Annotated in this window: 21 protein-coding genes; 9 read left to right on the forward strand and 12 right to left on the reverse strand. The window is 68.9% G+C overall.

Translation table 11 applies throughout. The annotated features are described in order from the left end of the window. Nucleotides 1-43: 43 nt before the first annotated feature. Nucleotides 44-1,504 (reverse strand): MFS transporter, encoded by a 1,461-nt coding sequence (locus ACZ5BU_RS28100; RefSeq protein ID WP_465703423.1) that lies wholly within the window; start codon nucleotides 1,502-1,504, stop codon nucleotides 44-46. A gap of 121 nt (nucleotides 1,505-1,625) precedes the next feature. Between ACZ5BU_RS28100 and ACZ5BU_RS28105 the strand changes: the two genes are divergently transcribed. Beyond that, nucleotides 1,626-2,228, forward strand: a complete 603-nt coding sequence (locus ACZ5BU_RS28105; protein WP_465703424.1) for a TetR/AcrR family transcriptional regulator — start codon at nucleotides 1,626-1,628, stop codon at nucleotides 2,226-2,228. On the opposite strand, the gene ACZ5BU_RS28110 is transcribed toward ACZ5BU_RS28105, so the two are convergent. Beyond that, nucleotides 2,185-2,706: a dTDP-4-dehydrorhamnose 3,5-epimerase family protein gene (locus tag ACZ5BU_RS28110; protein ID WP_465703425.1), complete on the reverse strand. Its 522-nt coding sequence runs from the start codon at nucleotides 2,704-2,706 to the stop codon at nucleotides 2,185-2,187. The two genes, ACZ5BU_RS28105 and ACZ5BU_RS28110, sit on opposite strands and share 44 nt — an antisense overlap. Continuing rightward, nucleotides 2,703-3,911, reverse strand: coding sequence for a DUF2786 domain-containing protein (locus ACZ5BU_RS28115; RefSeq protein WP_465703426.1), 1,209 nt, complete (start codon nucleotides 3,909-3,911; stop codon nucleotides 2,703-2,705). Before ACZ5BU_RS28115 ends, ACZ5BU_RS28110 begins: the two co-directional genes overlap by 4 nt. A 111-nt stretch (nucleotides 3,912-4,022) precedes the next feature. On the opposite strand from ACZ5BU_RS28115, the gene ACZ5BU_RS28120 reads away from it, so the two are divergent. Continuing rightward, the gene (locus tag ACZ5BU_RS28120) at nucleotides 4,023-5,426 is read left to right on the forward strand and encodes an FAD-binding oxidoreductase (protein ID WP_465703427.1); all 1,404 of its coding nucleotides are present in this window, start codon (nucleotides 4,023-4,025) and stop codon (nucleotides 5,424-5,426) included. Here the strand turns inward: ACZ5BU_RS28120 and ACZ5BU_RS28125 are convergent. From ACZ5BU_RS28125 to ACZ5BU_RS28140, 4 genes are all read right to left on the reverse strand, one after another. Beyond that, entirely contained in the window at nucleotides 5,401-6,372 is a 972-nt protein-coding gene (locus tag ACZ5BU_RS28125) for a GNAT family N-acetyltransferase (protein WP_465703428.1), read from the reverse strand. The two genes, ACZ5BU_RS28120 and ACZ5BU_RS28125, sit on opposite strands and share 26 nt — an antisense overlap. Before the next feature lie 40 nt (nucleotides 6,373-6,412). Beyond that, nucleotides 6,413-7,441, reverse strand: a complete 1,029-nt coding sequence (locus tag ACZ5BU_RS28130) for an alpha/beta hydrolase (protein WP_465703429.1) — start codon at nucleotides 7,439-7,441, stop codon at nucleotides 6,413-6,415. A 10-nt stretch (nucleotides 7,442-7,451) separates the two neighbouring features. Beyond that, on the reverse strand, nucleotides 7,452-9,125 hold the full coding sequence (gene argS / locus ACZ5BU_RS28135; protein ID WP_465703430.1) for an arginine--tRNA ligase: 1,674 nt from the start codon (nucleotides 9,123-9,125) through the stop codon (nucleotides 7,452-7,454). A 119-nt stretch (nucleotides 9,126-9,244) separates the two neighbouring features. Beyond that, the gene (locus ACZ5BU_RS28140; protein ID WP_465703431.1) at nucleotides 9,245-11,314 is read right to left on the reverse strand and encodes a bifunctional glycosyltransferase/CDP-glycerol:glycerophosphate glycerophosphotransferase; all 2,070 of its coding nucleotides are present in this window, start codon (nucleotides 11,312-11,314) and stop codon (nucleotides 9,245-9,247) included. Nucleotides 11,315-11,338: 24 nt separating this feature from the next. Here ACZ5BU_RS28140 and ACZ5BU_RS28145 point away from each other — a divergent pair, with 24 nt between their 5' ends. Then, nucleotides 11,339-12,151: a Fic family protein gene (locus tag ACZ5BU_RS28145; protein ID WP_465703432.1), complete on the forward strand. Its 813-nt coding sequence runs from the start codon at nucleotides 11,339-11,341 to the stop codon at nucleotides 12,149-12,151. A 245-nt stretch (nucleotides 12,152-12,396) separates the two neighbouring features. On the opposite strand, the gene ACZ5BU_RS28150 is transcribed toward ACZ5BU_RS28145, so the two are convergent. Further along, nucleotides 12,397-13,194: an HAD family hydrolase gene (locus ACZ5BU_RS28150; protein WP_465703433.1), complete on the reverse strand. Its 798-nt coding sequence runs from the start codon at nucleotides 13,192-13,194 to the stop codon at nucleotides 12,397-12,399. Nucleotides 13,195-13,610: 416 nt separating this feature from the next. On the opposite strand from ACZ5BU_RS28150, the gene ACZ5BU_RS28155 reads away from it, so the two are divergent. Further along, the gene (locus ACZ5BU_RS28155) at nucleotides 13,611-15,284 is read left to right on the forward strand and encodes a chitinase (protein ID WP_465703434.1); all 1,674 of its coding nucleotides are present in this window, start codon (nucleotides 13,611-13,613) and stop codon (nucleotides 15,282-15,284) included. A 2-nt stretch (nucleotides 15,285-15,286) separates the two neighbouring features. After that, nucleotides 15,287-16,180 (forward strand): helix-turn-helix domain-containing protein, encoded by an 894-nt coding sequence (locus tag ACZ5BU_RS28160; RefSeq protein WP_465703435.1) that lies wholly within the window; start codon nucleotides 15,287-15,289, stop codon nucleotides 16,178-16,180. Here the strand turns inward: ACZ5BU_RS28160 and ACZ5BU_RS28165 are convergent. Beyond that, nucleotides 16,177-16,626 carry an aminoacyl-tRNA deacylase gene (locus ACZ5BU_RS28165; RefSeq protein ID WP_465703436.1) on the reverse strand — a complete coding sequence of 150 codons (450 nt, stop codon included), beginning with the start codon at nucleotides 16,624-16,626 and terminating at the stop codon, nucleotides 16,177-16,179. The genes ACZ5BU_RS28160 and ACZ5BU_RS28165 overlap by 4 nt on opposite strands. Before the next feature lie 4 nt (nucleotides 16,627-16,630). Next, nucleotides 16,631-17,839, reverse strand: a complete 1,209-nt coding sequence (locus ACZ5BU_RS28170) for an MFS transporter (RefSeq protein ID WP_465703437.1) — start codon at nucleotides 17,837-17,839, stop codon at nucleotides 16,631-16,633. Nucleotides 17,840-17,910: 71 nt separating this feature from the next. Between ACZ5BU_RS28170 and ACZ5BU_RS28175 the strand changes: the two genes are divergently transcribed. After that, entirely contained in the window at nucleotides 17,911-18,798 is an 888-nt protein-coding gene (locus tag ACZ5BU_RS28175) for a LysR family transcriptional regulator (RefSeq protein WP_465703438.1), read from the forward strand. Between the two features lie 88 nt (nucleotides 18,799-18,886). Further along, complete coding sequence (locus ACZ5BU_RS28180) at nucleotides 18,887-19,651, forward strand: SGNH/GDSL hydrolase family protein (RefSeq protein WP_465703439.1); 765 nt, start codon at nucleotides 18,887-18,889, stop codon at nucleotides 19,649-19,651. Nucleotides 19,652-19,697: 46 nt separating this feature from the next. On the opposite strand, the gene ACZ5BU_RS28185 is transcribed toward ACZ5BU_RS28180, so the two are convergent. Then, nucleotides 19,698-21,239 (reverse strand): glycoside hydrolase family 18 protein, encoded by a 1,542-nt coding sequence (locus ACZ5BU_RS28185; RefSeq protein ID WP_465703440.1) that lies wholly within the window; start codon nucleotides 21,237-21,239, stop codon nucleotides 19,698-19,700. Nucleotides 21,240-21,268: 29 nt separating this feature from the next. Continuing rightward, nucleotides 21,269-22,993: a glycosyl hydrolase family 18 protein gene (locus ACZ5BU_RS28190; RefSeq protein ID WP_465703441.1), complete on the reverse strand. Its 1,725-nt coding sequence runs from the start codon at nucleotides 22,991-22,993 to the stop codon at nucleotides 21,269-21,271. Between the two features lie 203 nt (nucleotides 22,994-23,196). Between ACZ5BU_RS28190 and ssd the strand changes: the two genes are divergently transcribed. Beyond that, nucleotides 23,197-24,267: a septum site-determining protein Ssd gene (gene ssd / locus ACZ5BU_RS28195; protein ID WP_465703442.1), complete on the forward strand. Its 1,071-nt coding sequence runs from the start codon at nucleotides 23,197-23,199 to the stop codon at nucleotides 24,265-24,267. Then, complete coding sequence (locus tag ACZ5BU_RS28200) at nucleotides 24,264-25,418, forward strand: TadA family conjugal transfer-associated ATPase (RefSeq protein WP_465703443.1); 1,155 nt, start codon at nucleotides 24,264-24,266, stop codon at nucleotides 25,416-25,418. The genes ssd and ACZ5BU_RS28200 overlap by 4 nt, the downstream gene beginning before the upstream one ends. Nucleotides 25,419-25,554 lie beyond the last annotated feature (136 nt).

Here is a 25,554-nt window from a genome sequence, read left to right on the forward strand (position 1 = left end):
CCGGCACCGTTTCACGAATGACCTCCGCCTGCCAGTGGATTACTCAGGCCTCGACCTCCACCGGTTCGGGTGCGGTACGGAACCAGGTCCAGGGGCGGACGGTGATGGTGATCATCACCAGGCTCAGGGCCGCGTAGACCAGGGAGCCGATGAAGGCTGCGTGGACGCCCTCGACCAGGATCTGGCGTGGGACGGTCGCCGTCGAGTTGCGGCTCGCCGTACCGAAGATCGTGACCAGGATGCCCAGGCCGAGCGCGCCGCCGACCTGCTGGACGACGTTCAGCATGCCGGACGCGGCGCCCGAGTCCTCCGGTGCGACGCCCGAGATGGCCCGGCCGACCAGCGGGATGAAGATCATGCCGGCGCCTGCTCCGAACAGGACCAGCGGACCGACCACGTCGGCCAGGTAGGTGCTGTTCGCGTTCAGCTGGGTCAGCCAGATCGTGCCGAGCGTGACCAGCGTCGAGCCGGCCAGCATCAGCTTCGCGCCGTCGATCCGGGCAACCAGCCGCGGCACGATCCGCGACTGGGCGAAGAGCAGACCGGTCAGCGGCAGGAAGGCCAGGCCTGCCGCGAACGGCTTGAGCCCGAGCACACCCTGCAGGTACTGCGTCAGGAAGAAGAACATCCCGAACATCGTCCCGACGATCAGCAGCATGGTCAGGTACGACGCCGAGCGGACCGGCGACCGGAACAGCCGCAGCGGCACGATCGGGTGACTGACCCGGCGCTCGATCAGCACGAACGACGCCAGCAGAACGACACCGGCCGCGAATGCGACCAGCACCTCGGTGGAGGTCCAGCCCTTCTCGGCGACCCGGATGAAGCCGTAGACCAGTGAGGTGATGCCGAGCGTCGAGGTCACCGCGCCGGCCACGTCGAACCGGCCGGTCTCCGGCTCGGTCTCGGTCAGCACCTGCCGGGCCGTGAGGACCAGTGCGATACCGATCGGGACGTTGATGAACAGACCCCAGCGCCATGACGCCCAGTCCGTCAGCATGCCGCCGAGCACCAGGCCGACGCTGCCGCCGCCGGACGAGATCAGGCTGTAGTAGCCGAGCGCCTTCATCCGCTCAGGACCTTCGCGGTACGTGAGCATCAGCAGGGTCAGGGCCGCCGGGGCTGCGATCGCACCGCCGATGCCCTGCAGTACGCGGGCGGCGAGCAGCAGCTCGGCGTTCGGCGCGAGGCCACCGAGCAGCGAGGCGAGGGTGAAGACGCTGACGCCGGTGAGGAACACCCGGCGGCGACCGAGCAGGTCGCCGGCGCGGGCACCGAGCAGGAGCAGACCGCCGAACGCGAGCGCGTAGGCGTTCTGCACCCAGGACAGGCTGGAGGTGCTGAAGTGCAGGGCCTCCCGGATGTGAGGCATCGCGATGTTCACCACGGTCGCGTCGAGGATGACCATCAGCTGGGTGACCAGAATGACTGCGAGAACTACCCCCGGCCGCCGGGCGGCCGGGGCCGAGGCGGCGCCGGCCGGCGCCGCGGATGTTGCCGACATGTTGCTCCTTACCCCTGAGGGTTTACAGTTGAGAGGAAAGCGGAGACTTCCTCCGGATACGATACGGAGGCATCCTCCGCTTTGCAAGCGATATTGTGCTGAAAACCTCGGGAGGAGGCTGATGGCGCCGCAACCCATGCCGTGTACGCGGCCGACCCGTGCGGACGCGGCCCGGAACTACGACCGTCTGGTGACGGCCGCCCGGGAGACGTTCGCCGAGCACGGCACTGACACCTCGCTGGAGGAGATCGCCCGCCGGGCCGGCGTCGGCATCGGTACGCTGTACCGCCGGTTCCCGAACCGGACGGCCCTGCTCGAGGCGGTCTACGTCGACGAGATCCAGTCCGTCGTCGACCGGGCGTACGAGTTCGACAAGGAGCTCGCGCCGTTCGACGCGCTGGCCGCCTGGCTGCGCAGCTTCGTCGGGTTCGGGCTGTCCAAGAAGAGCCTGGCCCACGAGCTGATGCTTGCCATCGGCAAGGAATCGCCGTTCTTCAAGGCCTGCAAGCTGAGCGTCCAGGAAGCCGGGAATCTGCTGCTGGACAAGGCGAAAGCGACCGGCGACGTGCGGCCCGAGCTGGAGCTGGCGGACGTGCTGCGGCTCGTCGGCGGCATCACACACTCACCCGAGACCCCGGAGGAGCAGGCGCATCGCCTGCTCGACATCGTGCTGTGCGGCCTCAGGCCCGGAGCTCCCGCAGCAGCTCAGCCAGCGCAGGGTTAGCCGCGTCCCTCTCGGTGTACTTGAGCGGCAGGTCCGGCCACGCGATCGCCAGCTCCGGGTCGAACAGGTCGACCGCGACCCGCTCCGGCGACCAGTGCTCGTTCACCAGGAAGTTGTACGTCGTGTGCGGTGTCAGCGTGCAGAACGAGTTCCCGACTCCGCGGGGCACGTAGAGCGCGTCGGCCGTACCGAGCTCGAACGTCTCCACCCGACCGAACTCAGGACCCGGGCGCAGGTCGACGAGCGCGGCGAACACCCGGCCCGACGACGGCGACAGGTACTTGTCCCACGGTTCGGCGTGGATCCCGCGGATGATCCCGGGTTCTTCGAAGTACGCGACGTTGTGCTGGACGACGTCCATCCCTAGCTCGGCCAGCTTCGCGCGGTGGAAGTTCTCCTTGAACCACCCGTCGTCGTTGGGCTTGACCTCCAGCTCGATCCGCAGCACGCCGCCGATCGACGTCCGGTGCGGCTTCATCGGCGCACCTGCCGGCGCGCGTCGAGCTGGGCCTGATCCGCGGCGGTCAGCCCGGCGTGCCACCCGGCGCCGTTGGTGATCCGCGTCCGCCGGGTCGTCGTGTTCGGGAACAGTTGCGTGAACAACGCATCCACCTGCTCCTCGCGCTTGGCCAGGACCGGCAACAGGCGTCCCGCGTCTGCTTCGGGGACGGCGGCCTGGGTCGCTGCGGCGGTCTGCTCGAGCCGCTCGCCGATCCGCTGCGCGTACGCCATCAGGAACGACTGCCGGAACGACCGCGTCCGGGACTCGCCACGATGTCCGATGTGCTTGCCAGCAGCAATCATCGCGCGATTCGCCTGGACCAGCAGGGACGTGCTGAGGATCTCGGTGTGCTGCAGGTCGACCTCGGCGCCGACGATCGTGACCACCGGCAGGTCTTCGATCACGACCGTACGGCAACGGTTCGCCGCGGCGACCGCGCCGACCAGCTGCGCCTTGGCCGAGACGTACGGGGTGTCCACCCACAGCCGGCGCCCCGCCGAGTCGTCCGGGAGCTCCTCCTCCGTTGCCTCCAGCAACGCGTGGTCCAGCGAGAACTTGGCCATCAGCTCCTGCGCCTTGCCGGACAGCGCCTCCGCCTCGTCGGGGAACTCGGTCGCCTCGGCCTTCGCCAGCAAGGCACGGATCCGCCCGAGCATCTTCCCGTTGGCCGGTACGACGGGGTGCGTACCGCGGACCGGCGTACCGGGCAGGGGGTACAGACGGGCGAGCACCGGTAGCGACTGGAGGAAACCGGCCAGCGACAGGGCGTGGTGCAAGGTGAGGTAGCGGCCGACCCGCGCGGCGGCGCTCCAGTCCGTCAGGTGCAGCGCCGCGAACGGCTGCGGTACGCCGAGGTCGGTCAGCTGGGCGAGCCAGTTCGGATCGATCGTGGTCGTCTTGTACGCGAGGTGCTCGGCGGAGATCGCGGCCAGCAACAGCGGCTCGACGCCGGAGTCCATGCTGCGGCGCCCGTGCTGCACGACGTCGGCCGGCGCCCACCCTCGCTCCCAGGTGGCGCGGAGCAGCCCGGTGAGGAACACCTGCAGGCAACGGTCCACCTGCGCCTGGTCGCGTTCGTCGTACGCACCGAGGCGCGCCAGTTCGGTGTCCGCCCGATCGTCGCGCAGGGCAACGACCGCTGCCGCGATCGGCAAACGTTCCAGGATCTCCTCGTCACTCACGCCGCCGAGTCTGACACCGGGCGTATTTCCGGCTCAACCGGGACGCTGATCCCTTGTGGATAACCGCGCGGCTCTGAATCCTGACAACAGGAAACCCAGGGGAGGGGAGCTATGTCTCAGCTTGCGGAAATGGGGGTCGACGCGCTGCGCTCGACCGTGGAGGGACCGGTACTGCTACCGGGCGACGAGGGCTACGACGACGCGCGCCGGTTGTGGAACGCCGGAATCGACCGTCGACCGGCTGTGATCGCCAGGTGCCGGAGCGCGGCCGACGTGAGCCTCGCGGTGCTGTTCGCCCGGGACCAAGGACTGGAGATCGCGGTCCGGGGTGGCGCGCACAGTACCGGCGGGAAGAGCGTCGTCGACGACGGGCTGATGATCGACCTCAGCCAGCTCAACCAGGTCACGGTCGATCCGGAGGCGCGCCGCGCGAGGGTCGGCGGCGGCGCCCTGCTCAGCCAGCTCGACGCGGCGGCGCAGGAGTACGGCCTGGCGACGCCGGCCGGGATGGTCAGTCACACCGGTGTCGGCGGGCTCACGCTCGGTGGCGGCATGGGCTGGCTGACGCGCAAGCACGGACTCAGTATCGACAATCTGGTCTCGGTGGAGGTCGTCGTCGCGGACGGCCGGATCCTGCGTGCGTCGGACGACGAGAACCCGGACCTGTTCTGGGCGGTCCGCGGCGGCGGCGGCAACTTCGGAGTGGTGACCGAGTTCGAGTTCCGGCTGCATGAGCAGGCGCCGATCATCCAGTTCGGGCTGGCGTTCTGGGACCTCGACCGCGGCGCGGACGTGCTCCGGCTGGCGCGCGAGGTGATCCCGAAGCTGCCGGACGACGTGAACATCGTGGTCGGTGCGGTGAACGCCCCACCGGCGCCGTTCGTCCCGGCGGAGTACCACTTCCGGCCGGGCTACGCGCTGATCGTGAACGGTTTCGGCGCGGCCGAGGAGCACGCCGCGGTGATGAGCGAGATCACGTCGGCGCTGCCGCCGCTGGTCGAGTTCGCGAGCCCGATGCCGTACGTCGCCCTGCAGCAGCTGCTCGACGAGGCCAACGCCTGGGGCTCTCACGCGTACGACAAGGGCCTGTACATCGACGACTTCAGCGACGAGGTGATCGACGTGATCACCGAGCACGTGCCGCAGAAGACGTCGCCGGGTTCGGTCCTGCTGGCGTACCGGCTCGACGGTGGGTACTCGCGGGTGCCGGACGACGCCACCGCGTTCAGCGGCAGCCGGGCTCCTGGGTACGGGTTGTTCATCGTCGGCCTGGCGCCGACGGCGGAGATGTTCGAGCCGGACCGTTCCTGGGTGCGGGCCTTCTGGGCGGCGATGGTCCCGGTGAGCCGCGGTATCGGCAGCTACGTCAACGCCGAGAGCGAGACCGACGAGGAGCGGATCCGGGCGTCGTACGGTGCCAAGTACGACCGGCTGGCCGCGATCAAGGCGACGTACGACCCGGACAACCTGTTCCACCTCAACGCCAACATCAAGCCAGCGGCAGCTGGTAGTTGACGAACGTCTGGTGGGTCGTGAAGCCGAGGTTCTCGTACAGGCCGAGTGCGCCGGTCGGGTTGTCGGCGTCGACGCCGAGGGCGGCCTGCTGGTAGCCGGCCTCCGCGGCCTTGGCGAGGACCTTGGCGAGCGCCGCCCGGGCCAGGCCGCGCCCGCGGTACGCCCGGCGGGTGCCGACCTGGCCGATGTACAGCTCGCGGACGCCCGTCGCCTCGGTGTCGGCGTCGTACTCGAAGGAGTTCACGTACGCCGCCACGGTGTCGCCGTCCATCACGACGTACGACTGGAGGCCGCGGAACGCCCGCGTGCCGATGCTCCGCGCCCTCCACGTCTCCACGCTGGGCTGTGTCCAGCCCCAGTGGTCCGAGAAGGCCTCGAAGTGCGCCTCGCGCAGCGCCTCCTCGTAGGCGGTGTCGTACGGCTTGAGCCGGAGGCCGTCCGGCAGCTGCGCCGCGGGCACCGGCCGGTCGAGTGGGCGGCGCATGTCGAAGTAGTACCGCACCTCTTCGAAGCCGAAGTCGCGCATCAGGGCGGTCGCGCCGGCGTTGGTGCTGACCGCGCCGGCGCTCGTGTACCCGGGGACGTCCGGGTGCGTGGCGAGATGTAGCTCGCCGGCCCGGCCGATCAGCCAGCGCATCAGCTGGGTACCGAGGCCGCGACGGCGCCACTCGGGGTGCACGGTACCTTCGGCGCGCACCCGGTCAACGTCCACCACGGACTCCCGGGCGTGGGCGATGCCGTAGCCGATCAGCCGGCCGTCCGCCCAGAGGGCGATGCTGTCGCGGGCCAGGTCCAGACCGGGCATCCGCAGTTCCTCGGCGAGATCCTCGGCCTCGAAGTTCTCGCCCTCCTGGTCGACCTCTTCCTTGGCTGCCCACAGCTCCGCGAACGCCTCGGCGTCGTCCAGTGTCAGCGGCCGCGCCGCGATCCCATCCGGCCAGTTCATGCGATCGACGGTACGGCGTGTGCAGGGCGGGAGCACGCCATTAACGGAGTTGTTCCGCGAGCCAGCGGACCGCCAGCGGGTACCGGTACTCGATCCCGCCGTGGGTGCCCTCGAACAGCTCGAAGTGCGTCCGCTCGTCCGGTACGCCGGCCTGCTGCACCGCCCGGTGGAACGCGGTCGCGCCGAGGTCCAGGTAGTACTCGTCCTGGCGGCCCGCGTCGATCCACACCGCCCGCAGCGAGCGGACCGCCTCGGCGTACTGCTCCTGCTTCGCCATCTCCACCGGGTCGCGGGACAGCCAGCGCGACCACACCTCCGGGATGGTCGCGCCGAGGTCGTCGAACGGCAGCAGTACGGTCCCGTCGGGCTCGGCGGAGTACGCCGACGCGTACCCGTACATCTCCAGCAGGTGCAGGTCCTCCATCGTGGTCCGTCCGGTCCGGGTCTCGAGCACTTCGAAGTACTTCTCGAAGCTGCCGTCGTACTTGTCCCGCAGCGTCCGCGCGCGCTCCGGGAACTCCGGCCGGTAGCAGACGTCGAAGAGCGCATCGCCCGCATGCGTCGCGAGCGCACCGAACACGTCGGGCCGCAGCATCGGCGTGACCATCGCGGTGTAGCCGCCGCTCGACTTGCCGGTGACGGCGCGGTGGTCGCGGTCCGGGATCGTCCGGTACGTCGCGTCGATCCACGGCACGATCTCGTCACACAGGTACGACTGGTACTGCCCGGTGCCGGGCGAGTCGAGGCACTGGCTGCCGCCGTACCGCGTCCACGAGTCGACGAACACCACGACCGCCTTCGGCGCACCCTCCTCGGCGAACATCGCGTCCAGGAGCTCCGGGTACGGCTGGCGGAACGGGGCGCGGTTGAACCACATGCCGACGTGGCCGGTGTAGCCCATCGTCACGTAGATCGACGGGTACCGGTCGTTCGAGTCGTCGTACCCGGGTGGCAGGTAGACCAGTACCGGCCGTTCGTGCGGGTCGCCGAGCGGGTTCCCGCGCAGCAGCTCGCTGGTGTACGTCGTCTGGTCCAGGCGTCCCGTGTACTCCGCCGACCACGGCAGCATGCGGTACCTCCTACATCGCGTCAGGGGCCTCGATCCCCAGCAGGCCGAGTCCATCCTGCAACACCTTCCGGGTCGCCGCGCACAGGGCGATCCGGCTTGCTCTGGTCTCGCCTGCACTGCTCAGCACCGGGCACTGCTCGTAGAAGATCGAGAGGGCGGACGCCACGTCGTACAGATAGGTGCAAAGCCTGTGCGGCTGGAGCGTCTCGGCGACCTGCTCGACGGTGGTCGCGAATCCGGTGAGCAGGAGGGCGAGCCGCTGCTCGGCCGGGTCATTGAGCTCGGTTACCTTCCCGCCTGGTGCATCCGCCTTGGTGAGCAGCCGGGTGAGCCGGGCGTGCGCGTACTGCAGGTACGGGCCGGTGTTGCCGGTCATCGCGACCATCCGGTCCAGGTCGAACACGTAGTCGTTGCCCCGGTCGCTGGACAGGTCGGCGTACTTCACCGCGCCGATCCCGACGGCCCGCGCGGTCTCCTCCCGATCCACCCCGTCCCGCCCGGCGAGCAGCGCGTCGGCCCGCGCCACCGCGCTGTTCAGTAGCTCGACGAGCTTGACGGTGCCGCCTTCTCTGGTTTTGAAGGGCTTTCCGTTCGGTCCGAGTACGGTGCCGAACGAGACGTGTTCCGCGGGCACATCGAGCCAGTGGGCCGTTCTTGCGAGGGTGAAGATCATGTCGAAGTGCAGCGCCTGCCGGTGGTCGACGACGTACACGATCCGGTCGGCGTGCAACGTGCTGACCCGATGCCGTACGGCGGCCAGATCCGTTGCGCTGTAGCCGAATCCGCCGTCGGACTTCCGTACGATCACGGGCAGCGGCGTACCGTCCCGGCCGAGGTATCCGGGCAGGAACGCGCACATCGCACCATCGGACTCGGTCAGCAGACCCTGCTGCTCCAGTTCGTCGACGACGTGCGGCAGATCGTCGTTGTAGGCACTCTCGCCGACGACGTCTGCTCTGGTCAGTGCGGACCCGAGCAGGGCGTAAACCTTGTCGAAATCATCGAGCGATACGTCGACCATGTGCTGCCACATCGCCCGTGTCTCCGGATCGCCTGATTGCAGTGCGACCACTCTCAGCCGGGCCTTGTCCGCGAAGTTGCCATCGGCATCGAAGTGCTTCCGGCTCCGCTCGTACAGGTGCTGCAATCCCTCCAGATCAAGGGATTCCGCCTTTGTCCGTTCCTCGAGCAGCTGCTCGATCATCATCCCGTACTGCGTGCCCCAGTCGCCGACGTGGTTCTGGCGGATCACGTCGTACCCGGCGTACGCCAGCACGTTGCACACCGCGTCGCCGATCACCGTGGACCGGAGATGGCCGACGTGCATCTGCTTCGCGACGTTGGGCTGCGAGTAGTCGACGACGACCCGTTGGCCGTTGCTGCTGAACGTCTGCGGCTCGTTGACCGCCTTCGCCAGCGTTTGCGGGAGCAGGGTCAGGTTGATGAATCCTGGTCCGGCGATCTGCGGTCTTTGGCAGAGGTCCTCGAGGTGCATGGCGGCGACGAGGCGTGCGGCAACGTCCCGCGGCGGTTGCTTCAGCTCGTTGCCGATCCGCAGCGCGAGGTTGGTCTGGAAGTGGCCGAACTCGGGTTTGGTGCTCGACCGCAGCTCGGGATCGTACGTACCGAACGCGGCGGCGGCAGCTTGGATTCTTGCGGACAGGACAGACAGCAGTGCGGACATGACAGAGTCCTTCAAGGGGAGACGCGACTGGAACAGGCTGAGGTGTTCAGACAGTGCGTCGTCGTCGCAGGCTGAAGCGCACGCGAAGGGCGTGGGACGGCTTCAGGCTGATCGACATGTCAGCCATTATGCACGAAGTACGGCGACGGTGCCGGGGTCCGATCCGCTAGCGGCACGATCGGCGGTACGTCGGTCTGCCCGAGGAACACCCGCCGGACGACGCGTTCGGCCGCGTGCCCGTCGTCGAACTCGCAGAACTTCTCCCGGAACAGCTGCCGGTGCTTGGCTGCCTCGGGCGCGGCGTACGCACCACTGCGGAGGGTGGCGAACAGCTCGCCGGCGGACCGGGCGACCACGCCCGGGGAGAACTCGGTGACGTCGAAGTACGTGTCCTGCCGGCTGTCGTCGTCGACGTGCAGCACGATCGGCCGGTCCAGGTTCGCGTAGTCGAAGGTGATCGACGAGTAGTCCGAGACCAGCACGTCGGCGGCCAGCATCAGGTCCTCGACCGGTGCCTTCGGCAACAGTGCGTTGGCGTTCGGGCCGGCGGCGAGGGCCAGCTGGGCCGGGTCGAGCCCGTCGCCGGACGTCGGCGCGTACAGGATCAGCAGCTGCGAGTCGTCGTATCCGAGACCGGCCCGGATCGCCCGGACCTCGTCGAGGGTCGCGGTCAGCAGCCGGTCGTTGCGCGGGTACCCGTACTCGAGCTCCTCGAAGTACGCCGGGTACGTCCGCTCCCAGATCTCCGACGAGTACCGGTTCGAGGACAGGTTGAAGTCCCAGCGGTCGACCTCGCGCATCAGCTCCTCGAGGTCCAGCTCGGTGCCCGTGTGGCACAGGTCGACCCCGACGGTCTTCAGCGGCGTACCGTGCTGGGTCTGCAGGTGGATCTGGCCCTCGCGCTTGTCCAGGTCCGCCGGCCAGTTGGTGTTGCTGACGAAGTACGTCGCCTTGCCGAGCAGCTTCTCGTACGCCGGGGAGCCCGCGACGACGTACTCGACGCCTTCCGGGATCGCGGCCAGGTGCTCGTTGCCGACCACCCACACGCCCCGCAGGTGTGGTGCGAGCTCGGCCGCCTTCTCGTAGATCGCCCGCGGGTTGCCGGCGTACTGCGTGAACCCGTACGCGCCGTACGCGACCAGGTTCGGGTCGAGCTTGCCGCGGCGGAGCAGCTTGCCGACGGTCTTGCGCGGGCTCGGGACCTGCAGCATCCGGGCGCTCAGCTTCAGCGTCGAGTACGTCGCGTAGTCGTCGTGGATCAGCAGCCAGCGCTTGAACCCGCGCGCCGTCCGGTCGGTGCTGTAGCCCTCGGGTTTCCAGCGCTTGGCGAAGGCGTGCGCGGCGTGGAAGAACTCGGCCCGGTCGTCGGGATCGATCCGCTCGGGCTTCGCGAGCACGGCGAGGATGTGGTCCAGCGACCGGTCGAACGCGAACCGGTGCCAGCCGGTCAGCTCCGGGTCGGACTGGATGAACGCGTGCACACGGTCGTACTGGTCGAAGATGTCCCACTGCCGGCGGCCGCTGGTGGCGTGGATGTTGCCGCCGGTGCGGTGCTGCCGGTAGTGCACGACGATCCGGTCGAGGGTCGCGATCCGCTCGGCGGTCAGCATCGTCGAGTACGTCCACGGGGCGTCCTCGTAGAACCCGGACGTGAACGCGAACCCGTGCCGGGTGAGGAACTCGTGGCGGTACGCCTTGTTCCAGACCACCTCGAGGAAGGTCAGGAAGATCGGGCGCTCGGCCGCGGTGAACACGCCGGCGCCCTCACGGGCGAACGCGTCGTGCCGCTGGCTGCCCAGCACCCGGCCGTCCCAGAAGATCCGCTCGTAGTCGAACATCACGATGTCCGGCTCGTCGGTGGCGTCGACCCGGGCCGCGATCGCCGCCAGCGAGCCCGGCGTGTAGACGTCGTCGGCGTCCAGGAACAGCACGTACTCCCCGCGGCACTCCTTCAGCCCGGCGTTCCGGGCCGGGCCGAGGCCGACGTTCTCCTCCAGGTGCAGCACCCGCACCCGCGGGTCGGCCGCCGCGTACTCGTCCAGGATCCGGCCGGACCCGTCCGGATCCGCGTCGTCCACCCCGATCACCTCGAAGTCGCCGAACGACTGCCCGAGCACCGAGTCCAGGCACGGCCGCAGCCACGCCCGCGAGGCATGACAGGGAACCACGATGCTGAACTTGGGGGCCATGCCTCGTCATCTTAAGGTCAGGGCATGAGTGTTGATGTGTTCGAGCCACTGGCGGCGCTGGAAGGGGTCGGTTCGGCGGCGCGAGCGGCCCGGGATGCGGTCGACGTACTGCTCCGGGACCGCGGGCTGCGACGGGTCGGTTCGGACATGACCGCGGAGGCGCTGCTGCGGGGCGCGCACGCGTCGGCAGCGCTGGCGGGCAGCACGGCGTCTGCGGAGGACGTACGGCGGGGCGCCGCCGACGGACTGGCCTCCGGCGCGGTCCGGATGACCGGCGAGCTGATGACGCTGGCCGCCCAGGCGGACAAGTCGCCCGTGCAGGTCTGGACCAGACTGCACCAGTTGGCGGCCGCCGATCTGGCCGGGGGAGACCAGTTGGGTCATCTGCGGACCAGTACCGAACCGGTGCCGGACGACATCCCGGGCCTGCCGCCGGCACCGCCCGCCGACGAGATGTGGGAGCGGTTGAGCGCTCTCGCGCAGAACCTCACCCGGCCGACGAAGGCGCCGGGGCTGGTGGTCGCCGCGATCGTGCACGCCGAGCTCGCCGTCCTGCGGCCGTTCCCGATCGCCAACGGACTCGTTGCCCGGGCCGCCGAGCGCTGCCTGTTGGTTGCCCGAGGCATCGACCCGGTCGCGGTGACCGTACCGGAGGGTGGTCACTATCTGTTGCGGGCAACCTATGCGTCGGGCCTCAGCGACTACACAGCGCAAGGTTTGACCGGGGTTCGTGATTGGTTGCTGCGGTCGTGTGAGGTGCTGACAAAAGGTGCCGAGCTCTCGCCGCTGGCCCCGTCCGGCCGGCCGGCCCCGGAACGTGCGAACGGCGCTCTCTGATGAGAACGCCGTCGCTGGCACGTCACCCTGGTTACCATGCGTGCACCGGTTTGCCGCCACAGGACTAGCCTGGGTCGCGCTGCCCCTTTGGGATGGGCTGGTCGCCGCGTGGGTGCCCGGGTTTCGTGCAATCTCTACCGGACCCGAAGGCCCTTTGCTGATTCCTTTGTACTCCTGAAAGCCCTTTCTGTGAAGGGGATGCGGCGCCTTCATGGAGTTGAGAACAATGAAGCTACCTTCAGCTTTCAGCTGCTCCGGGCACGCCGCCGCGACGCCAGCAGGAAGGCTCCCGCGACCACCGCCGCGACCACGCCGACCGCTACGGCCGGTCGTCGTACCGCCGGGAATCCAGTGTGCTCCGCGGGCTCCGCGAACTCCAGGACAGGCCACCCGCGCTCGGCCGCGACCCGGCGCAACGCCTTGTCCGGATTGACCGCGAACGGGTGCCCGACGGCGGCCAGCAGCGGCTCGTCGGTGATCGAGTCCGAGTACCCGTAGGAGGTCGCGAGGTCGTAGCCCTCGGCCGCCGCCAGCGCCTCGATCGCGGTCACCTTGAGCGGACCGTACGCGTACTCGGCGATCTCGCCGGTGTACTTGCCGTCGGCAATGACCATACGGGTGGCGATCACCTTGTCGGCGCCGAGCATCGCGCCGATCGGCTCCACCACCTCGGCGCCGGACGAGGAGACGATCACCACGTCCCGGCCGGCCTGGTGGTGCTGCTCGATCAGGTCCACCGCCTCGGCGTGGATCATCGGCCGGACGATGTGGTCGAGGGTGTCGGCGACGATCGCCTTCACGGTCGCGACGTCCCAGCCGGTGCACATCGCCGAGATGTACTCGCGCATCCGCTCCATCTGGTCGTGGTCGGCGCCGCCGAGCAGGTAGACGAACTGGGCGTAGGCGCTGCGCAGCACGGTCCGCCGGTTGATCAGCCCGCCGGCGTAGAACGGCCGCGAGAACGCGAGCGTGCTGGAGCGCGCCAGAATGGTCTTGTCCAGATCGAAGAAAGCCGCCGATCGAGCCGTCCCGGAGTCCGCCATGCAGTCGAGGATAGGCAGTCGGGAGAAACGCCGGGCGACCCGGGCTTTTGTGTGGGCCGGTCTCCCGTTAGACTGATGATCAGTGTGACAGTGACACTGGCCGCGAGCGTCCGATCGGGCGCGACCGGCACCCGGGTGGCACACCGCCGATCGAAATCTGATCGAGATGTGTGAAATCTGGTCTTGGGGGGTACATACCCCCTGACAGTGGCAGACTGTCGCCTCCTGAACGGCCCCCGGCTCCTCCCCCCGAGCCCGTGGCCGAAGACGGCCCCCGGTCACCCCCCCGCCGGGGGCCGTCGCCTTTCCCGGGACAGCCAGGTATTCGTAAAGATTCTCGCTTTTCTGCCCGTGGGAGCGTTCTCACTTTATGTAGGGTCTTGACAATGTAATTGCCTGGTCACAGGTTGTTAGGCATGAAACCGCCTGCACACCGCCCCCAGGCAGCGGTCGTCATCAGCCTGATCGCCGTAGTCATGGCCTTCCTGGTCCCCGGTTCCGCGTCCGCGGCCACCAACCTCGTCACCAATGCCGGCTTCGAGACCGGCACGCTCTCCGGCTGGAACTGCCCGGCCGGCGGCGTCACCACGTCCGACCCGCACTCCGGCTCGTACGCCCTGTCGGCGACGCCAAGCTCCGGCGACATCGCCCAGTGCGCGCAGACGATTGCGGTCCAGCCCAATACGGCGTACACGCTCTTGGCCTGGGTCAAGGGCTCGAACGTCTACCTCGGGGTGGACGGTGGTCCTTCGACCTGGACGACCAGCTCCGGCTGGAGCCAGCTGACCGTTCCGTTCACCACGGGCAGCACGTCCTCGGTGATGATCTACGTGCACAGCTGGTACGCGCTCCCGGCGTACCAGGCCGATGACGTCGTACTCGACGGACCAGGCGGCGCGCAGGACACCACACCGCCGTCGACGCCGGGCGGCCTGGCCGTCGGCAGTCCGACGTCCAGCTCGCTGCAGCTGACCTGGTCGGCCGCCTCCGACGCGAACGGGATCGACCACTACGACGTCGTACGGGGAACCGGGTCCGCGCAGAGTGTCGGCAACGTCACCACCTGGACTGCCACAGGACTGAGCGCTTCGACGACCTACTCGTTCAAGGTGCGGGCGTGCGACCCGAGCGGTAATTGCTCGCCGTACGGCGCTGCAGTGTCGGGCACCACCTCCGACGGCAGCACCGTCCCGCCGGCTGCTCTGCCCGCCCACGTGCTCACCGGGTACTGGCAGAACTTCAACAACGGCGCGACCGTGCAGAAGATCTCCGACGTACCGGCCGCCTACGACCTGATCGCGGTGGCCTTCGCGGACGCCGACGCGTCCAAGCCGGGCGGCATCACGTTCAACCTGGACAGCGCGGGGCTCGGCGGGTACACGGTCGATCAGTTCAAGGCGGACATCGCGGCGAAGCAGGCAGCCGGGAAGAAGGTCATCCTGTCCGTCGGCGGCCAGAACGGCAGCATCTCGGTCGGCGACTCGACCGCCGCGGCCAACTTCGCCTCGAGTGCGCTGGCCGTTCTGCGGACGTACGGGTTCGACGGGATCGACATCGACCTGGAGAACGGCGTCAACGCTCAGTACATGGGTCAGGCGCTGCGCAGCTTGCAGAGCCAGTTCGGTAGCGGGCTGGTGATCACGATGGCGCCACAGACGATCGACATGCAGAGCACCTCGACGGAGTACTTCAAGCTGGCTCTGGCGATCAAGGACATCCTGACCATCGTCAACGTGCAGTACTACAACTCCGGCTCGATGAACGGCTGCAACGGCCAGGTGTACTCGCAGGGCTCGGTCGACTTCATCACCGCGCAGGCCTGCATCATGCTCCAGGGCGGCCTGCGTCCCGACCAGGTCGGCCTGGGCCTGCCGGCGTCGTCGCGGGCGGCCGGGAGCGGGTACGTCGACCCGTCGGTCGTCAACAACGCGCTGGACTGTCTGACCGCGGGCACCGGCTGCGGCGCGTACCGGCCGAGCTCACCGTGGCCGTCGCTGCGCGGGGCGATGACCTGGTCGACGAACTGGGACGCGACGAACGGCAACCAGTTCGCTTCCCAGGTCGGCGGCCACGTGCACACCCTGCCCTGACCATGCACAGCTATCGACCGGCTCCGGTGCTGGAGGCGCTCGGTGTCTGCTCGGAGGACGAGCAGCTCTACCGGGCGCTCCTGGCCCGCCCGGAGTCCACTGCGACGGATCTGACTTCGTTCGTCGACTGGCCCGCCAACCGGGTCGGCCGGCACCTGCGATCGCTGTTGTCGCTCGGCCTGGCGTCCCGTACGCCAGGCCGTCCGGCCCGGTACGTCCCCGCCGTACCGGAAGCTGCGGTCGAGCTGCTCGCGCTGCGGAAGCAGGCGGCGATCGTGGAGGCCCGACTGGGTGCGGCGACGCTCACCGCGGAGTTCCGGCAACCGGACGCGTTCACAGTGATCCGCGGGAGCGAGGCGATCGCGCAGCGGTTCTACCAGGCGCAGCAGTGCGCGCAGGACGAAGTACTCGTACTCGACCAGTTGCTGCTGTCGAGACGTCCTGGGGTGACCTATCGGACGATCTACGACCTGGCCACGCTGTCATCGCCCGCTGATCTGGTGGCTGCTCGCTCGTCCGGCTGTCGCATCCTGCGCGACATTCCGCTCAAGCTCGTGATCGTAGACCGCCGCACAGCCCTCCTGCCCACTACCGCGGAGGTGGTCGTGGAAGTCGGCCCGTCAAGCCTCTTGGACGCTCTGCTCCGGCTCTTCGACCTCTTGTGGCAGCAGGCCAGCCCGCTGAGCCCAGCAGGTTGCGAAGGCCCGCTGACGTCGGACGACCAGCAGTTACTGTCGCTGGCCGCTGCCGGCCTGACAGACCAAGCCATAGCCCGTCGCCTGGGAGTCGCCCAACGAACCGTTGAGCGCCGGATGCAACGCATCCTGCGCGCCCTGGACGCCACGACGCGCTTCCAAGCGGGTCTGCGCGCAGGACAGCAGGGACTGCTCGTCTAGTCCGTCACATCCGCAACGGTGGCGCCGAGAGCCTTCGTCAGGGCTCCGGCGTCCACCGTGATGCCGACGCCGTGGTCCCCGCCGCCGATGGAGATCGTGCCGGTGATCCGCTCGTCCGCGATCACCGGCCAGTCGTGCGTGCTGCCGAGCGGCGTGATCGTTCCACGGACGTACCCGGTGACGTCGTACGCGGTGTCCTTGTCCGGCATCGAGATCCGGTTCACCCCGAGCAGCGCCCGCAGCTTCGGCCACGCGATCTCCCGGTCACCTGGCACCAGGACGAACCGGTAGTCGTCGTCGGACAGCCGTACGACGATCGTCTTGATCAGCCGGGCCGGTTCGATGCCACGTGCGGCCGCGGCCTCCTCCAACGAGTTCACCCGGCCGTGCCTGGTCACCTCGTAGGTGAGCCCCAACTGGTCAGCCGCTTCGGTCGCATTGGTCACCCGGCTAGTTTTGCACCTTGCTGGGAACGTTCCTGAGCAGCAGTGCGAGGACCAGCGTGACCGCGAACAGTACGGCGGCCTCTCCGGCGACCCCGGTCCACTGCGCCCGGCTCCACGCCGTACCTGCGAGTCCTCCGAACACCGAGGAGCCCAGGTAGAACGAGAACAGGTACATGCTCGATGCCTGTCCTGTCCCGACGCCGCTCGCATGCGCCCGCGCCGGCACCCACCCGCTGGCCACACCGTGCACTGCGAAGAAGCCTGCTGTCATCACAGCCAGCCCTAGGACGATCAGCGGCAGCGGAGCCGCCAGGGTGATCGCCACACCGACCAGAGTGATCAGACAGCCAATAGGAACGACGGCCCGGCGTCCGTAGCGGTCCGCCAACGACCCGGCGGTGGCGGAGCCGGCTGAACCGAGCAGGTAGACGCAGAACACCAGCCCGGCCGCACCAGCGCTCAACTCGTACGGCGAACCCGACAGCCGGAAGACCGCGCCGTTGTAGACGGCTACGAACGCGCCCACGCCGGTCGCCGCAATCCCGTACAGCGCGAGCAATGCCGGATCCCGCAGCACCTTGCCGGAGGACAGCCGTGCCGGGCTGGGGTGGAAGTTCCGTGACGCGGGCAGCAGCAACCAGACGACGGCGGCGCACAGTACGCCGACCAGCGCGATCCCACCGGTCGCGAACCGCCAGCCGCCGACATCGGATAGCCCGCCTGCGATGAGGCGGCCCGCCATGCCGCCAACCGCCGTACCGGCGATGTAGAGGCCGCTGGCTCGAGCATGACTGTCCTGGTGGACCTCCTCGCGCAGGTAGGCCATGGCAACCGCAGGCAGGCCGGCCATCGCGATGCCCTGCAGCCCTCTCAACGCAAGCAGGGTGTGCCAGGTGGGAGCGAACGCGCTGAGCAGTGCGAAGAGGGACGTCGCGGCGACCGACCAGCGCATCAGGTTGGTCCGGCCGAGCACCTCTGACGCCGGACCGGCGACGAGCAGCGCCAGACCCAGCCCGAACGTGGCGAACGACACGCTGAACGCGCTCTGACTGGGGGAGACGTGGAAGGCGTCGACGAGCTGCGGCAGCAGCGGCTGGGTGCTGTAGAGCAGGGCGAACGTCGCGAGCCCGGCCGCGAACAGCGCGACGGACAGCCTGCGGTACTCCGGGTCGCCGGGCAGGTACCCGGTCTGGCGTGCGACGGACTGGTGCATGTCTTCGACGGTCGCACCGTTCGAGCGATACGTAAAATGTCGATCTCAGTGGAATTCGATACGATTTCAGTATGCACGTCGAGGATCTGCGGTGGTTCGTGGTGCTCGCGGAGACCGAGCACCTGACCGAGGCGGCGGCCGCGCTCGGTACCAGCCAGCCGAATCTGACCCGGTCGCTGCAGCGCGTCGAGCGGGCGTTCGGCGTGGCCCTGTTCGAGCGGGAGCGTCGCGGCGTACGGCTCAATCCCTATGGCCGGCTGGTGCTGGAGGCCGCCCGGGCCGGTACTGCCGCGGTCGACACCGCGCAGCGGCGGATCGACGCGCTCCTCGACCCGGAGTCGGGGACGGTGCGGCTGGCGTTCCTGCATTCGGTGGCGACCAGCCTGATGCCGGACCTACTCAAGGCGTTCCGGGCGGCGGCGCCGCAGGTGGAGTTCGAACTCCGGCAGGAGCCGGCGCACGACATCGTCCAGGACCTCGAGAGCGGCGAGGCCGAGATCGCGATCATCGCGCCGCGGCCGGATCCGTCCCGGTTCGGCTGGCATCTGCTGGAACGGCAACGGCTGTGCCTGCACGTGCCGCCCGGTCACCCGCTCGCCACTCGGCGGCGAGTCGAGCTGGAGGCGGCGCGGGACGAGCCGTTCGTCGGGCTGCAGCCGGGGTTCGGGTTCCGGCGGGTCACGGACCGGCTGTGCCGCGAGGCCGGGTTCACGCCGCAGCTCGCGTTCGAGGCGACCGACCTCGCGACGATCGACAGCCTGGTCGGGGCCGGCCTCGGGGTGGCGATCCTGCCGGCCGGGGCGGTCCGCGGGAACGACAGTGGGGCGGTCTCGGTGCCGCTGGCCGGCGTCCGGGCGCAACGGGAGGTCGGGCTGTCGTGGCGGCTGAGTACGCCGCTGTCGCCCGCCGCGGAGCGGTTCCGGGCGTTCGTCCGGTCCCGCCCGGCGACGACCAGTTGACCGTCCAGGCGGCAACTTCCGTAGCGTTCGTCCGATTTTGCCGGTGTCGACTTGCAGTCGGGGGGCTTTGCGCCGCACCCTTGCCTGCGTGAGGAAGCGTCTGGGAGGGTTCCGGCCGAGTCGCCGGCTGCTGTTCGCGGCGGGGACCGCGGCGGCTGCGTCGACGGTCACAGCTGGTGCCGCCAGTGCCGCCGAGGCGACGCCGGGCGTCGCCCGGATCTCCGCCGGGGCCTACGGGTCCGGGGTACTCAGCGCCTGGGAGGGCTTCGCCCGGGCGATCTCGAACGAGGCACAGATCCGCCGGACCCGGGAGACCGACGGGGTCTTCATGTTCGGTGACAGCATCGGCGTCCAGGACGGACCGGCGCTCGCCCAGCAGCTCGCCCAGCTCGGGATCAACATGGCCGTCCACAACTGGGCCGGCCGTCCGGTGACGCCCGCCGTCGACGCACTGGACACCTGGGCGCAGGAGTACGGCCTGCCGCACCGGATCCTGATGTCGGTCGGCTCCAACGACATCTTCGCGCCGCCCGCGGTCGCGGCGCAGATCGACCGGACGATGCAGATCGTCGGCGACGAGCGGACCGTGTACTGGGTGAACGTCCAGGCCGCGCGGACCGGGCTCGGGCCGGACATCAAGGTCGCGGACCAGCGCAACAGCGCCTGGATCAACCTGCAGCTCGCCGATGCGCAGCGCCGCTACGACAACCTGCGGATCGTGCACTGGGCCGAGCACCTGGCCTCCAGCCCGAACCGGCTGGGCCGGCTGCTTCGGGACGGACTGCACCCGTCGATCCCGCTCGGGCGGAACGCCCGCAACGGCCTGATCATCTCGGCGATCAAGTCCGGCTGAGTCCGGCTGAGTACGGCGGTCGCCCGCCGCACCCAGCCGGTGGTTCTCAGAAGCCCGCGGTGATCCGGGTGAAGTCCCAGTCGTTCTGGGCGATCCCGCTGCAGTTCGACACCACACCGCCGCCCGCGCAACCGCGGTCGCGGTTCACCGACCAGAACGCCAGCCGGCCGAGCCCGTTGCTCTTCGCCCAGTTGGTGATGTTCTGCCAGGTCGCGGTCGTGGTCATCTCCTGCTGGTCGGACAGACCGTTCATGCCGGAGATGCCCTGGTGCGCGTAGGCCTGCGCGCTGGTCCAGCCGAAGGTGGACATCAGCTTGTTGTTCAGGCCCTGCTCCGCGGCCACCGTGTCGTTGTAGATGTTCGAGCTGCCGAAGTCGAACGGCATCAGCGTGAACACGTCGATGTTCGAGCCGATCGCCTTCGACTGGTCGATCAGCCGGTTGCCGTAGTACGTCGGGCCGGTCGTCGACGTACCGAACGTGACGATCGTCTCGATGCCCGGGTTGTTCTGCTTGACGATCTTCAGCGCGGTCAGGATCCGGTCCTGCACGGCCTCGTTCTCGAACTCGTCGGAGTTCTCGATGTCGATGTCGATCGCCTTCAGGCCGTAGGCGTCGATCACCTGCTGGTACGCACCGGCGAGTGCTTCCGGCGTACTGCAGTTGGGGCCGAGCTTGTTACCGCTCCAGCCGCCGAACGACGGTACGACGTCGCCGCCGGCCGCGCGGACCGCCGCGATCGCGTTGGCGTCCGCGCTGCCCTGCAGCGGGCGGCTGCCGTCCCAGGCCGGGTTGCAGCCACCGGACGAGAGTACGAACGCCATGGTGAACGCCTTGATGCCGGTCGCGTTCATCACGGTCGCTGGGCTCGGCGGGTCGCCCCAGCCCATGTAGAGGTACGGCGCGGCCTGCGGAGAGCCGGTGTTGGTTCCACCGGTGCCGGTAGTAACGGAGACGCTGCTGCTCTTCGCGCCTTCACCCGCACTGTTGGACGCGCTGACCTGGTAGCTGTACGACGTGTTCGCCGCGAGGCCGGAGTCCGTGTACGACGTACCGGTCGGCGAACCGACCTTCGTACCGTTGCGGTAGACGTTGTAGCTGGTCGCACCGGATACACCGGACCAGCTGAGGTTGACCGACGTACCTGACCCCGTACCGGACAGACCCGTCGGTGCACCGGGGACGGTGCCGCCACCGCCGCCCGAGCAGGATCCGCCGTTCAGGCGGCACGCGGCGAGGCCGGGGAAGTTGCCAGGGCTGCCGTTGAAGCCGAACGAGACGGTCGCGCCAGGGGCGAGCGGGCCGGCCCAGCTCGGCGGGGTGAACGTGTGCGTCTGTCCGCTGCTGGTGTGGTTGGCGTCCCAGGTCGAGGTGACGGTGTAACCGGACGGGAAGTCCAGTGCGACAGACCAGGTGCTGAGAGAGCTTGTGGTGCCGTTCGTGATGGTCACCTTGCCTTCGAAGCCAGTACCCCAGTCCTGCACCTTCGTGAAGCTGGCTGTGACTCCTGCTGCGCTGGCCGCCTGTGCGGTCAGCAGGGCGACAACCACCGCGGTGATGGCTGCTATCGCCAGAGAGATGCGTTTCATGGTGCTCCGATCAGTGGGCGGTTACGTGATCAGACCCGTCCCCAGAGTGCGGGAACGTTCGGCGGCTCCCAGCCGACCTGGGAGGTGTGCCCCTGGATGCATTTGTAGGTGACACCGTCGTACGCCACGAGCGCACCGGTCGCGTACGTCGTGTTCGGCGCCCATGGGGTGGCCGTCGGGGGCGTCGGTGTGGGCGTCGGCGTCGGCGTGGGGGTCGGGGTAGGCGTAGGCGTAGGAGTTGGGGTCGGCGTCGGCGTCGGCGTGGGGGACGGCGTCGGGCCGGAGCAGCCTGCGGTACTGGCGTTGACCGAATCGACCACGTTGTTGAAGAGCGTGACGCCGGTGTCCAGTGCCTCGAGCGAGTACATCATCGCGCCGGCCAGCCCGTTGCAGTGCTGGTAGTCGGCTTTCGCCTTGATCGACTGGGCGTTGTCACCGGACCAGAACGTGCCGTTGCTGTAGAACCAGCTCGACTGCGTCGCGTCGTCGAAGTGCGTGGCCGACGGGTTGTCCACGAAGCCCGTGAGCTCCTTGTAGAACGAGACACCCGGGACGTTTCCACTCAGCGCATGACCGTCAGCCGGACCGGTAGCAGTCTGGTACTTCCCGTTGTCAGTGGCCGGTACTCCCTTCCATCCCCTGTAGTAGAAGGGATATCCGATGCTCAGCTTGTTCGCCGGGAACCCGCCGGGGATGCCGTACGCCGCGTCGCCCGTCGTCCAGGCCTTCACCGCGGCGTCGACCGAGTACTTGCCCTGCCCCGGTGGGATCGGGTTGCTCGGGTCGTTCGGCGCCGTGTACAGCGGGTCCTGGAAGTTCGTCGGCCCGGTGGCCTCCCAGCCGCCGTGCATGTCGTACGTCATCACGTTGTTGTAGTCGAGGTACTGCCCGATCTTGTCGGTCTCGATCGTGGCGATCTTGTCCTGACCGGCTGGGGTCGCCGCGGTCAGGTAGTACTTCTTCCCGGTCTGGCCGCCGTACGCGTCGAGCTGCGCGCGGAACTCGGCCAGCAGCAGGGTGAAGTTCTGCTTGTCGGCGGCGCTGTAGTGGTTGCCGACGTGGCCGTTCGGCGAGCCCGGGTACTCCCAGTCGATGTCGACACCGTCGAAGATGCCGGCCGCGGAGCCAGCACCGCCGAAGCCGTCGATGACCGGCAGGTCGCCCTTCATGAACATGTTCACGCAGGAGCTCACGAAGGCCTTTCGCGACGCGTCGGTCGCCGCGGCGTCGGAGAAGTACTTCGAGTAGGTCCAGCCGCCGATCGAGATCAGGATCTTCAGGTTGGGGTACTTCGCCTTGAGCTTCTTGAGCTGGTTGAAGTTCCCCTGGATCGGCTGGTTCCAGACGTCGCCGACACCGTCGACGCTGATGTCCGCACCGTATGACTTGCCGTAGTCGGCGAACGCGTCACCGGCGCCGTCACCCGCGCTCGGGTTGCTCTCGTCCTGGGACGCGGCCTTGTTGGCCATGAAGCAGGTGTGGCTGGCCGGGTCGATGTTCGCGAAGGCGTAGTTGAGGAAGTCCAGCTTGCCCGCGACGCCGGTGGTGACCAGGTTCTTCGGGTAGAAGCCGTTGGCGTAGATCCCCCATTGGGTGAAGTACGCCGTCTTGACGCCGCCGCTGGTCGCCTGTGGCGCCGCGATGGCTGCGTTGGCCGGGGTGGCGTCCGGGCTTGCCAGCGAGACGCCGGCGGCGGTGATCAGGGCGGTGGCCGCGACGGCGGCGGTGGCTGCGAGCGTGCGTAATCGACTCATCAGAGTTCCTCCGGAGCGATGGGGCGAAGCGGTCCGGTGAAATTTAGTTAAAGACGCTTCGAAAGGAACGGTAACTGTTCCCGCCGGGTTGGTCGCTGGCTCGTCGTGGCGGGTTCCCGCTGCTGACGGAAACCCGACAACCCTTTGTCCACAGGGATCCGATGCCGTGTCCGGAAACCCCCGAACAACGGCATGTTCTAGGTATGGACACGAACTCGCCAACCCCATCGGTGCTGATGGCAACTACCAACGACGCCCTGCTCGACGACTTCCTCCGGCTCGCCGCGGCCGCCGCCGTCACGCCGCACGTCCAGACCGATCTGGGTGGCCTGCGGCGTCGGTGGCAGCTGGCTTCGCTGGTCGTCATCGGCCGCGACCTGGCCGAGCCGCTGGCCCGCCTGCAACCCGTCCATCGTCCGGGCGTCGTCGTGGTCGGCTCGGCCGCCGACGGCGACGACCTCTACCGCGCCGCCTTCGACATCGGCGCGGACCTGGTCTGCCGCCTGCCCACCGACGAACCATTGCTCGCCGGCAAGCTCGTCGACGCCCTCGACGGCGGCACCCGCACCGCCGTCACGCTGGCCTTCGTCGGCGGCTGCGGGGGAGCGGGCTCGACCACCCTCGCGGCCGCGGTGGCCGTGCTCGGCAACCGCCGGGGCTTGCGGACGATGCTGATCGACGGCGATCCGCTCGGCGGCGGCATCGAGCTTGCCCTCGGCATCGAACGCGATCCGGGAGACCGGTGGCCCAAGCTCCTGAACGCCTCCGGCCGGGTCAGCGCCGCCGCGCTCCGTTCCGCGTTGCCGTCGGTCGACGGCCTCGCGGTCCTGTCCTGGGACCAGTCCGACGTCACGGTCCTCCCGCCGGACACGATGAGCTCGGTGATCGGCGCCGCCCAACGCAGTACGGATCTGGTCGTCCTCGATCTGCCCAGACGTGCCGATCCCACGGTCGAGGAAGGATTCGTCCGCGCGACGGCGACACTCCTCGTCGTACCGTGCGACATCCGTTCGGTCGCCGCCGCGAAACGCCTCTGCGGCCCGCTCCGGTCCGTCGCCGGTGACGTCCGGCTCGTCGCCCGCGACTCCCGTCCCGGCCTGGCGCCCGCCGACGTCGCCACCCACCTCTCCTTGCCCTTGGCAACGAGGCTCGGCATCGACCCGAAGGTCCCGTCGGCCATGGACGACGGTCGTTTCACCCCGCACCGGCGAAGTCCGCTGGGCCGCGCCGCCACCGACATCCTCGACCTCTTCGACCCCTTGGAGTCCACATGACTACCGCCGTCGTTCCCACCGACCTGCTCGACCGCGTCCGCGGCACCCTCGCTCTCACCGGCGCCGAGCCGACACCGGTCCACGTCGCCGCGGCGCTCCGCGCCGACGGCACGATCTGCGGCGACGCCATGGTCCTCGCGGTCGTCACCGCTCTGCGTCGCGAAGCCCTCGGCGCCGGTCCGCTGGACAGCCTGCTCGGCGAGCCCGGCGTCACCGACATCCTGGTCAACGGCCCCGACGAGGTCTACATCGACCGCGGCCAGGGCCTCGAGTTCATCGCGATCCGCACCGGCGACGAACAAGCCATCCGGCGTCTCGCGGTCCGCCTCGCCGCCGCGGCGGGCCGCCGACTCGACGACTCCACACCGTACGTCGACGTCCGCCTCTCCGACGGCACCCGTTTCCACGCGGTCCTCGCACCGATCGCCGCGCCCGGCACCTGCCTGTCCCTCCGGGTCCCCTCCCGCAAGGTCTTCACCCTCGACGACCTGATCGCCGCCGGAGCGCTGCCACCGGCTGGTGCCGAGATCCTGCGCAACCTCCTCGATTCCCGCCTGGCCTTCCTGATCAGCGGCGGCACCGGCACCGGCAAGACCACCTTGCTCAACACCCTGCTCTCGTTGACGAATCCCGCCGAACGCCTGGTCCTCGTCGAAGACGCCAACGAACTCCGCCCCGACCATCCGCACGTCGTCCGCCTCGAAGCCCGCCCACCCAACATCGAAGGCGCCGGCGAGATCTCACTTCGCGACCTGGTCCGTCAGGCCCTTCGGATGCGTCCCGACCGCCTCGTCATCGGCGAGGTCCGAGGCCCCGAGGTCGTCGACCTGCTGACCGCTCTGAACACCGGTCACGAAGGAGGCTGCGGCACCATTCACGCCAACTCCGCAGCCGACGTGCCCGCCCGCCTGGAGGCCCTAGGTGCTCTGGCAGGCCTCTCCCAGTCCGCCGTTCACAGCCAAGCCGCATCAGCTCTGCACGCCGTGATCCACCTGACCCGCGGCCCATCGGGCCAACGCCGAGTCGCCGAGATCCGCACCCTGACAAAGCCTCCAGGCGCCCCGCTGACGACCCACCCGGCAGTCACCTTCCACCCCAACAACACCCACACCCTGCACCCCGCCGCCCACCTCTTCACCAGCGCCTCATGACCGCAGCCATGGCAGCCGCCCTCCTGACCCTCCTGGCCACAACCCTCGCCCTACCGCTGTCCCCAGGACTCCACCGACTGACCAATCCCGAATCCACCAAGGGCTTTCGACCAGCTCGCCGAGAGCTGCCGAGCCG

This window comes from Kribbella sp. NPDC031520, assembly GCF_055580825.1.

Excerpts from the sequence above, each read along its gene's own strand:
- ACZ5BU_RS28190 (WP_465703441.1), bottom strand. The coding sequence starts at position 22,993 with ATGAGTCGATTACGCACGCTCGCAGCCACCGCCGCCGTCGCGGCCACC.
- ssd (WP_465703442.1), top strand. The coding sequence starts at position 23,197 with ATGGACACGAACTCGCCAACCCCATCGGTGCTGATGGCAACTACCAAC.
- ACZ5BU_RS28140 (WP_465703431.1), bottom strand. The coding sequence starts at position 11,314 with ATGGCCCCCAAGTTCAGCATCGTGGTTCCCTGTCATGCCTCGCGGGCG.
- ACZ5BU_RS28125 (WP_465703428.1), bottom strand. The coding sequence starts at position 6,372 with ATGAACTGGCCGGATGGGATCGCGGCGCGGCCGCTGACACTGGACGAC.
- ACZ5BU_RS28110 (WP_465703425.1), bottom strand. The coding sequence starts at position 2,706 with ATGAAGCCGCACCGGACGTCGATCGGCGGCGTGCTGCGGATCGAGCTG.
- ACZ5BU_RS28100 (WP_465703423.1), bottom strand. The coding sequence starts at position 1,504 with ATGTCGGCAACATCCGCGGCGCCGGCCGGCGCCGCCTCGGCCCCGGCC.
- ACZ5BU_RS28130 (WP_465703429.1), bottom strand. The coding sequence starts at position 7,441 with ATGCTGCCGTGGTCGGCGGAGTACACGGGACGCCTGGACCAGACGACG.
- ACZ5BU_RS28145 (WP_465703432.1), top strand. The coding sequence starts at position 11,339 with ATGAGTGTTGATGTGTTCGAGCCACTGGCGGCGCTGGAAGGGGTCGGT.
- argS (WP_465703430.1), bottom strand. The coding sequence starts at position 9,125 with ATGTCCGCACTGCTGTCTGTCCTGTCCGCAAGAATCCAAGCTGCCGCC.
- ACZ5BU_RS28175 (WP_465703438.1), top strand. The coding sequence starts at position 17,911 with ATGCACGTCGAGGATCTGCGGTGGTTCGTGGTGCTCGCGGAGACCGAG.
- ACZ5BU_RS28185 (WP_465703440.1), bottom strand. The coding sequence starts at position 21,239 with ATGAAACGCATCTCTCTGGCGATAGCAGCCATCACCGCGGTGGTTGTC.
- ACZ5BU_RS28155 (WP_465703434.1), top strand. The coding sequence starts at position 13,611 with ATGAAACCGCCTGCACACCGCCCCCAGGCAGCGGTCGTCATCAGCCTG.
- ACZ5BU_RS28105 (WP_465703424.1), top strand. The coding sequence starts at position 1,626 with ATGGCGCCGCAACCCATGCCGTGTACGCGGCCGACCCGTGCGGACGCG.
- ACZ5BU_RS28150 (WP_465703433.1), bottom strand. The coding sequence starts at position 13,194 with ATGGCGGACTCCGGGACGGCTCGATCGGCGGCTTTCTTCGATCTGGAC.
- ACZ5BU_RS28200 (WP_465703443.1), top strand. The coding sequence starts at position 24,264 with ATGACTACCGCCGTCGTTCCCACCGACCTGCTCGACCGCGTCCGCGGC.
- ACZ5BU_RS28120 (WP_465703427.1), top strand. The coding sequence starts at position 4,023 with ATGTCTCAGCTTGCGGAAATGGGGGTCGACGCGCTGCGCTCGACCGTG.
- ACZ5BU_RS28170 (WP_465703437.1), bottom strand. The coding sequence starts at position 17,839 with ATGCACCAGTCCGTCGCACGCCAGACCGGGTACCTGCCCGGCGACCCG.
- ACZ5BU_RS28160 (WP_465703435.1), top strand. The coding sequence starts at position 15,287 with ATGCACAGCTATCGACCGGCTCCGGTGCTGGAGGCGCTCGGTGTCTGC.